Below are 8,513 nucleotides of genomic sequence, written 5' to 3' on the forward strand. Positions count from 1 at the left end.
GCAGAAGAAGAAAAACCAGCAAATACAACCGAATGTATTGCACCGATACGAGCACAAGCTAAAACGGCATAAGCAAGTTCAGGAATCATTGGTAAATAAATACAAACTCTATCGCCTTTTTGTATGCCTTGCTCTTCTAAAACGTTTGCCATTTTAGAAACTTCAGCATATAATTGATTATAACTTATATGTTGTGCAGCTTCTTCAGGATTATTAGGTTCAAAAATTAATGCGGTTTTATTGCCTCTTTTGTTTAAGTGTCTGTCAATACAGTTTTTAGTAATGTTTACTTTAGCATTTACAAACCATTTAAATTGGGCTTCTTGCATATCAAATTCAAAAACTTTGTCCCATTTTTGATACCATGTAAACTGTTCATCGGCAATACGATCCCAAAATTTTCTTGGTTCACGCACCGATTTTTTATACATTTTAAAGTAATTTTCTAAATCTTTTATTTTGTAATAACTCATAATATAAAATCATCTTACAATAAAAAAAACCTCGAATTAATCGAGGTTAATATATATATTGAAAAATTAATTTCTTCTACTCATTAAAATTCTAAGAATGTACCAAAATAATAACATAACAGAAGCAAATAGTTGCAAAGAAGCCCCTACATATTGATCAGTTGAAAATTGGTCTTTTATTTGACTTGTATTATACAAAATACTTGCAGATGCTAAAATTACCATTGCTGCAGAAAACCACAAACCTAATTCAAAACCAAAAAGCAAGCCAACAACAATTATTCCTAAAGCTACAAAACCACCTACTACAATAAAAGTTCTTAAAAAAGAAAAATCGGTTTTAGTTAAAAAAACAGCAGCCGTTAAACCACCAAACATAAAAAGTGTAAGTAATGCGGCTTCCATAATTAAATTTACATCTTCAGATAATATTAAAGCGATGTATATCATTGGTAAAAAAATTAAGGCTTCTATAATAACATAAACACCTAATCCTAAATATTGCTTTTCCCGAGATGGATTAAAAACTAATCGGTTAGATAATGTAGAGCCTAACCAAAACAGACCTAAAATTAGCAACCAAATTCCTTTGCCGCCAAGCATAAAACTAATTACACTTTCGGGTATAAATTTTATAAACAATGTTTCTACTACAATAAAAGCTAAAATAGCTAATGCTAAATGCGAATAAACTTTTCTGTAAAACGAAGCTCTTTCTAAATCGGTTGCTTCACGAACAATAACGGGTGCATGATTTTCCATAATATAATATTTTAAAGCTACTAATATACAATAAATCTTTATTCAAAAACAATTCTTTTTTATTTTGTGATATTTATAAAGAACTATATTAAAAATTTTAAAATCCATAATTTTTTATTTAATTTGTAGGAAACAATTTAAAATGCAATACAATACTAAAGAAACTGATGAAACCGTTTTATATAAACTTTTAACTGGAACTATACTACCGAGACCCATTGGTTGGATTGCTACAATAGACAAAAATGGAGTTAATAATTTAGCACCATTTTCGTATTTTAATATGGTTTCTAGCTATCCGCCTTGTGTAATGTTTTCAACTCGTAGAGATAACAATAAAAATAAAGATACTTTAAATAATGTTTTGCACAACAACGAATTTGTAGTTAATTTAGTAACCACAGATAACGTTGAGCAAATGAACACAACTTCTGGAAATTTTGCTCCTGATGTTGATGAATTTACTGTAACTCATTTAACACCAATTGATTCTGTTTCTGTTAAACCGAAAAGAGTTAAAGAAAGTTTAGTAAATCTCGAATGCGAAATGATTCATCATTATTTTATTAAAGATAAAGATGAAAATGAAACGGCTTGTGTCGTAATTGGAGAAATTAAAATTATTCATATTGACGATTCTATTTTATCAGAAAATAATAGAATTAATCTCGATGTTTACAAACCTGTAGCACGTTTAGCTGGTTCAAATTATGGAAAAATTGGCGAAATATTTTCCATTAAAAGGCAATAATTATGGAACATAAAAAGTTAGAAATTAATGTTGCGTTACAAATTCAAAAGCCAATTGAAATTGTTTTTGAAGCCATAATTAATCCAGAAAAAATGGCAAATTATTTCATTTCGAAAAGTTCTGGAATAATGGAAGAAAACAAGGAATTATTTTGGAATTTTCCAGAATTTGAAGACGATTATCCAATACAAGTTGGTAAAATTATTAAAAATGAATACATTTCTTTTTATTGGGAAATTGAAGAGGATAAATTATTGGTAGAAATAAAATTAGAACTTTTACACGATGGCTCTACTTTAGTTTCTGTTTCAGAAAAAAGCATGAATTTAGATGAAAAAGGTTTAAAATGGTTAAGCGGAAACTCTTTTGGTTGGTCAAACTTTTTAGCCTGTCTAAAAGCGTATTTAGAATACAATATAAATTTAAGAAAAGGAGCATTTGAATTCATGAAAATTGAAAAAAAATGTTCCTAACAACAATAATATGAAAATAACCATAATTGGTGGTGGTCCTGGCGGACTCTACTTTTCGATATTAACAAAAAAAGCAATTCCTAATTGCGAAATAAATGTTTACGAACGTAACAAACCCGATGATAGTTTTGGGTTTGGTGTAGTTTTTTCAGATGAAACCCTAAGTGAATTCTTAACTCGCGATCCAAAATCATACGAATTAATACGAACTAATTTTGCATATTGGGATGATTTAGATGTTGCTCGCGATGGCGAAATAGTTCGCATTACAGGAAATGGTTTTTGTGGTTGTTCGCGAATGAAATTACTACAATTGTTGCATCAAAGATGTCGTGAAGAAGGTGTTAACTTGCATTTTGAAGCCGAAGTTAACGATTTATCTCAATTTAAAGATTCAGATATTATCGTAGCAGCCGACGGAATTGGGAGTCAAATTCGTTCGCAATTTGAAGAAGATTTTGGCACCAATATTACATTAAAAAGGAATCGTTTCGTTTGGATGGGTTCTACTCGACCACTTGATGCGTTTACCTATTTCTTCAGAAATACACCAGAAGGTTTAATCGTAGCGCACACATATCAATACGAACCTGGAAGAAGTACTTGGATTTTTGAATGTAGCAATGAAACTTTTGAAAAATTAGGTTTTGAAATTACTAATGAAGACGATACTGTTCAAAAATTGGAAGCAATTTTCAAACAAGAATTAAACGGACACCATTTAATTACCAATAAATCACATTGGCGTCAATTTCCTCATGTAATCAATGAAAAATGGCATAAAGACAACATTGTATTACTTGGTGATGCGAAAGCTACTGCGCATTATTCTATAGGTTCTGGAACCAAATTAGCTATGGAATGCGCCATTGGATTGTCGGACGCTGTTGTGGCCAATCAAAATAATATTCAATCAGCTTTCGAGCAATATGAAAAAACCAGACGAAATCGTGTGGAAATGATTCAATATGCAGCTAATGTTTCATTAGATTGGTTTGAAAATATGAACCGACATAACCAACATAATTTTCTTCAATTTGCATTTGGTTGCATGACGCGTTCCAAAAAAGTAACCTTTGAAAACCTTCAAATCCGAGATAAATCGTTTACCGATAAAGTTTTAGCCAATTTTTTAGAAACTCACAACGCACAACTCATAACTTATAACTCAAATTCTCCTGCTTTTACCAAATTTAAATTACGCGATTTAGAATTGAGTAATCGAATTGTAATGGCACCCATGGGACAATATGCTGCCGAAAATGGAGAAATTAACGATTGGCATTTTACACATTATACCACAAGAGCAATCGGTGGAGTTGGATTGATTTTAACTGAAATGACTGCTATTTCAGAAACTGGAAGAATTACTTTAGGTTGTGCAGGTATTTATACTAAAAATCAAATAGATAAATGGAAAAATATTATTGATTTTATTCATACAAATACAGTTACAAAAATAGGAATACAATTAGGGCATTCTGGAAGAAAAGGTGCGATTCAAAAACCTTGGGAAGGAACTAATGAGCCAATTTCAAATCCTTGGGAATTACTATCCGCTTCTGCTATTCCATTCAATGATAAAATGGCTACTCCAAAAGAAATGACCATTGAAAATATGGATAAAATTACAGCCGAATTTGTCCAAGCAACTAAAAATGCAGATGAAGCCGGATTTGATTTAATTGAATTACAGGCTCATCACGGATTTTTATTGGCATCTTTCTTATCGCCATTAACAAATATTCGTCAAGATGAGTTTGGAGGTTCAATTGAAAACCGCTTAAAATTTCCAATGCGTGTATTTACTGAAATGCGAAAAGTATTTCCTCAAAACAAACCTATGTCAGTAAGAATTTCTGCTTCAGATTGGGCTGAAAATGGAATAACTGAAGAAGAAGTTTTAATTATTGCTGAAGCTTTCAAACAAGCTGGTGCTGATATTATCAATGTTTCTACAGGAAATACAGTTTCACACCAACAACCACAAGTGGGCAGAATGTGGCAAGTTCCATTTTCTGATGCTATTCGAAATGAAGTTTATATTCCTACCATTACAACAGGTTATATACAAGATATCGATCAAATTAATACTATTTTAATTAATGGAAAAGCAGATTTAGTGGCGCTTGGCCGACCGTTATTACTCGATCCTTACTTTGTAAGAAATGCGCAAGCTTACGAGAATTTCGATGCAAACGACATTCCTAATCAGTATTTAGCAGGAAAATCGCATTTGTATCCATTTGTTGGCAGTGAAAGAAAAATGGTTGAAGGAATGAAAAAATCATTAAAACCTGAAAGTCATAAATAAATTAGAAATTATGAAAAAAAAAATTGGTTTAAATATTAAATATAAATCGTAATTCGTAATTGTTCATTCGTAATTAAATGATAGATAAATTCACATACAACCACTTACCTACTACTGATTTACAATCCGATTATCAGTTTTTAGATTTACCGCAATTTCAACGTTCAGAACAATTAAATTGTGCACATCGGTTATTAGATTTTCATATCGAAAATGGAAATGGTAATGCGGTTTGTATTCAAACTTTTGATGAAAAGTGGACGTATAAGCAATTGCAAGACAAAGCCAATCAAATTGCACATTATTTAGTTGACGATTTAAGTTTGCAATCAGGTAATCGAGTTTTATTGCGTTCGGCTAATAATCCTATAATGGTGGCTTGCTGGTATGCAATTATAAAAGCTGGTGGCGTTGTGGTGGCAACAATGCCTTTACTTCGAGCAAAAGAATTAAAAACCGTTATTGATTGTGCCGAAATTTCGCATGCTATTTGCGATATCGATTTAGCTGAAGAAATGAAATTAACGCAATCTGATTTCCTTAAAAAAGTTGCGTATTTTGATACAGATGAATGGATTAAAAAAGTAAACTCAAAACCAACAAGTTTTGAAAATTACAATTCAAATGCGGAAAATATTGCTATTATTGGATTTACTTCTGGAACAACTGGAATTCCTAAAATGACGGCACATTTTCATAAAGACATTTTAAATATTTGCGAAGCTTTTCCTATTCATTCTTTACAACCTACAAAAGATGATGTTTTTACAGGTAGTCCACCTTTAGGTTTTACATTTGGTTTAGGTGGATTGGTTTTATTTCCTATGTATTTTGGTGCTTCTACTTTTTTAATTGAAAAACCAAGTCCCGATTTATTATTACAAGCTATTCAAGATTATAAAATTACGATTTGTTTTACCGCTCCAACGGCTTGGCGTGTTTTAACAACCAAATTGAATGAATATGATATTTCAAGTTTACGCAAGTGTGTTTCCGCTGGCGAAACATTACCCATAAAAGTTTGGGAAGATTGGTATAATGCTACAGGTTTAAAAATTATAGACGGAATTGGTTCAACAGAAATCTTACATATTTTTATTTCTTCCAATGAAGAAAACATGAAACCTGGCGCTACTGGAAAAGCAATTCTAGGTTACGAAGCAAAACTAATTGACGAAAATGGAAACGAAACTCCTATTGGAAAACCTGGTCGTTTAGCCGTTCGAGGAATTACAGGTTGTAAATATTTAAACCGAACTGAAAAACAAAAAGAATACGTTCAAAACGGATGGAATATTACAGGAGATATTTTCCGTCAAGATGAAGAAGGTTATTTTTGGTTTGTGGCGCGTGGTGACGATATGATAATTTCATCAGGTTACAATATAGCCGCAATTGAAGTGGAAAGTGTTTTGTTGACACATGACGATATTTTAGAATGTGCCGTTGTTGGACTTCCCGATGAAGAAAGAGGAATGCTAGTTTGTGCTAATATTGTTTTAAAAGAACAACAAAAAGCTTCTGATGATTTTGCTAAAGAAATTCAAAAATGGTTTAAAGAAGTTGCGGCTCCTTATAAATATCCAAGAATGATTAACTTTATAACCCATTTACCCAAAACGGAAACAGGTAAAATTCAACGATTTAAATTGAAATAAATTAGTAAATAGTGAAGAGTGATTAGTGATTTTTCTTGTCATTCTGAACAAAGTGAAGAATCTCATAATTTAATAAAATGAATAAACCCTTTATAAAACAAGAAAAAATACGCTTTAAACATATCGATTACGCAGGAATTGTATTCTATCCACGATTTTTAGAAATGTTAAACGATTTAGTGGAAGATTGGTTTGAAGAAGCTTTAGAAAGACCTTTTTCTAAAATGCACGAAACGAATGGAATTCCGACAGTTGATTTAAAAGTACAATTTAAAAACGCAGCTCGATTAGGCGAAATTCTAACCAAATCACTTTGGGTAAAAGAATTAAAATCCTCTTCGGTAATTTGCGGTTTCAAATATACAAATGAAGCTGAAAAAATAGTTTTAGAAGGCGAAGTTACTTTAGTAAATGTAACCATTGCAGAAGATAGAAATACTATTAAAGCAGAGCCTTTTAACGAGGAAATGAAAAAGAAAATAATGAATTACAAATTATGAATTACGAATTAGTTTTCGTCTTACATTCATAATTCGTAATTTTAAATTCGTAATTATTTAACTATGGAATTCAAAAAATTCAAAGCCGCAACCGTTCAAACTGCTCCCGTTTTTTTAAATGTTGAAAAAACAATAGATAAAGCCATTTCATTTGTAAAAGAAGCAGCCAATAATGGTGCTAAACTAATTGCTTTTCCAGAAGTATTTGTAGCTGGTTATCCGTATTGGAACTGGATAATGACGCCCGTTCAAGGAAGCAAATGGTATGAAGAATTGTATAAAAATTCAGTAGATGTTGCTGGACCAGATATTAAACGTTTGTGTTTAGCTGCTAAAGATAACAATATTCAAATTGTTATTGGAATCAACGAACGCGGTAAAAGTTATGGCGAAATTTACAATACCAATCTTATCATCAATAATAAAGGAATTATTATTGGTAAACATAGAAAATTAGTGCCAACATGGGCTGAAAAACTAACTTGGACGTCTGGTGATGGTTCTTCATTAAAAGTGTATGATACAGAAGTTGGTCCAATTGGAACTTTAGCTTGTGGTGAAAATACGAATACTTTAGCGCGATTTACATTGCTTTCGCAAGGCGAATTAATTCACATTGCGAATTACATTTCGCTTCCCGTTGCACCACCCGATTACAATATGGCAGAAGCAATTAAAATTCGTGCTGCGGCTCATTCTTTTGAAGGAAAATTGTTTACTATAGTATCATGTTCAACTATTTCAAAAGAAATTATGGCGTTTTTAAAACCAGATGTTCCGAATGTTGAAGAGTTGTTAGAACGTAAAAATTCTGCTTTTTCTGGGTTTATTGGACCAAACGGCGCCACTATTGGCGAACCTTTAATTGATGATGAAGGTATGATTTATGCGGATATTGATTTAGCAAAATGTATTCAGCCAAAACAAATGCACGATATTTTAGGGCATTACAACCGATTTGATATTTTCGATTTGCGAGTAAATACTGCTCCAACTCGAAAAATTACTTTTATAAACAATCACGACGAATTTAACAAAAGATAATGATGGAAGAAAATCAATATTCTGATGATATTTATGGACGCGCAAGAGTTCAAGAATCTGATGAATTAAAAGCGTATTATAAAGAATTAGAAAACCTTGGTGCTGGTGCTTTATGGACAGTTGCCAACGATATTGAGCCTTGGGAACCACGTTCTACTTCAGTTCCTATGCTTTGGAAATATGACGATTTACGCCATTTGGTTTTACGTTCTTCAGAATTAGTAACGCCTGAAGAAGCCGGAAGACGCGTAGTCTATTTAATTAACGAAAAACGTAAAGATGTAGCTGCGGCTGTGGGCTGGTTGTATTCTGGAATTCAAGTAACGCGTCCGGGCGAATTCACATCGGCACATCGTCATAGAGCTTCTGCCCTACGCTTTATTATGGAAGGCGAAGGCGGTTATACCGTTGTAGATGGTAATAAAATTGAATTGGAAGTCAATGATTTTGTTATCACTCCCAACTCGACTTGGCACGAACATGGTGTTGCTGCCGATGGAAAAACGTGCATTTGGCAAGATGGTTTAGATATTCCATT

Annotated in this window: 9 protein-coding genes; 7 read left to right on the forward strand and 2 right to left on the reverse strand. The window is 32.2% G+C overall.

What is annotated here, in order from left to right:
• Together R2808_RS11185 and R2808_RS11190 are read right to left on the reverse strand one after the other, a co-directional pair.
• A partial coding sequence (locus tag R2808_RS11185) for an AMP-binding protein (protein WP_371271099.1) occupies window positions 1–473 on the reverse strand: 473 nt, incomplete at its 3' end.
• A gap of 66 nt (window positions 474–539) precedes the next feature.
• Window positions 540–1,235 carry a Bax inhibitor-1 family protein gene (locus tag R2808_RS11190; RefSeq protein ID WP_371271100.1) on the reverse strand — a complete coding sequence of 232 codons (696 nt, stop codon included), beginning with the start codon at window positions 1,233–1,235 and terminating at the stop codon, window positions 540–542.
• Window positions 1,236–1,377: 142 nt separating this feature from the next.
• Between R2808_RS11190 and R2808_RS11195 the strand changes: the two genes are divergently transcribed.
• The 7 genes from R2808_RS11195 to R2808_RS11225 form a co-directional block, all read left to right on the forward strand.
• On the forward strand, window positions 1,378–1,986 hold the full coding sequence (locus tag R2808_RS11195; protein WP_371271101.1) for a flavin reductase family protein: 609 nt from the start codon (window positions 1,378–1,380) through the stop codon (window positions 1,984–1,986).
• A gap of 2 nt (window positions 1,987–1,988) precedes the next feature.
• A complete protein-coding gene (locus tag R2808_RS11200; protein ID WP_371271102.1) occupies window positions 1,989–2,459 on the forward strand; it encodes an SRPBCC domain-containing protein in 471 nt (156 codons plus the stop codon).
• 10 nt (window positions 2,460–2,469) lie between these two features.
• Window positions 2,470–4,773, forward strand: a complete 2,304-nt coding sequence (locus R2808_RS11205) for an FAD-dependent monooxygenase (protein ID WP_371271104.1) — start codon at window positions 2,470–2,472, stop codon at window positions 4,771–4,773.
• A gap of 77 nt (window positions 4,774–4,850) precedes the next feature.
• The gene (locus R2808_RS11210) at window positions 4,851–6,431 is read left to right on the forward strand and encodes an AMP-binding protein (protein ID WP_371271105.1); all 1,581 of its coding nucleotides are present in this window, start codon (window positions 4,851–4,853) and stop codon (window positions 6,429–6,431) included.
• Between the two features lie 77 nt (window positions 6,432–6,508).
• Entirely contained in the window at window positions 6,509–6,931 is a 423-nt protein-coding gene (locus R2808_RS11215; protein ID WP_371271106.1) for an acyl-CoA thioesterase, read from the forward strand.
• A 63-nt stretch (window positions 6,932–6,994) separates the two neighbouring features.
• Window positions 6,995–7,975, forward strand: coding sequence for a carbon-nitrogen hydrolase family protein (locus R2808_RS11220; protein WP_371271107.1), 981 nt, complete (start codon window positions 6,995–6,997; stop codon window positions 7,973–7,975).
• A partial coding sequence (locus R2808_RS11225) for a cupin domain-containing protein (RefSeq protein ID WP_371271108.1) occupies window positions 7,975–8,513 on the forward strand: 539 nt, incomplete at its 3' end. The genes R2808_RS11220 and R2808_RS11225, both read left to right, overlap by 1 nt.

It is taken from the genome of Flavobacterium sp., assembly GCF_041392005.1.
GTDB lineage: Bacteria > Bacteroidota > Bacteroidia > Flavobacteriales > Flavobacteriaceae > Flavobacterium.

Excerpts from the sequence above, each read along its gene's own strand:
- R2808_RS11190 (WP_371271100.1), bottom strand. The coding sequence starts at position 1,235 with ATGGAAAATCATGCACCCGTTATTGTTCGTGAAGCAACCGATTTAGAA.
- R2808_RS11195 (WP_371271101.1), top strand. The coding sequence starts at position 1,378 with ATGCAATACAATACTAAAGAAACTGATGAAACCGTTTTATATAAACTT.
- R2808_RS11200 (WP_371271102.1), top strand. The coding sequence starts at position 1,989 with ATGGAACATAAAAAGTTAGAAATTAATGTTGCGTTACAAATTCAAAAG.
- R2808_RS11205 (WP_371271104.1), top strand. The coding sequence starts at position 2,470 with ATGAAAATAACCATAATTGGTGGTGGTCCTGGCGGACTCTACTTTTCG.
- R2808_RS11210 (WP_371271105.1), top strand. The coding sequence starts at position 4,851 with ATGATAGATAAATTCACATACAACCACTTACCTACTACTGATTTACAA.
- R2808_RS11215 (WP_371271106.1), top strand. The coding sequence starts at position 6,509 with ATGAATAAACCCTTTATAAAACAAGAAAAAATACGCTTTAAACATATC.
- R2808_RS11220 (WP_371271107.1), top strand. The coding sequence starts at position 6,995 with ATGGAATTCAAAAAATTCAAAGCCGCAACCGTTCAAACTGCTCCCGTT.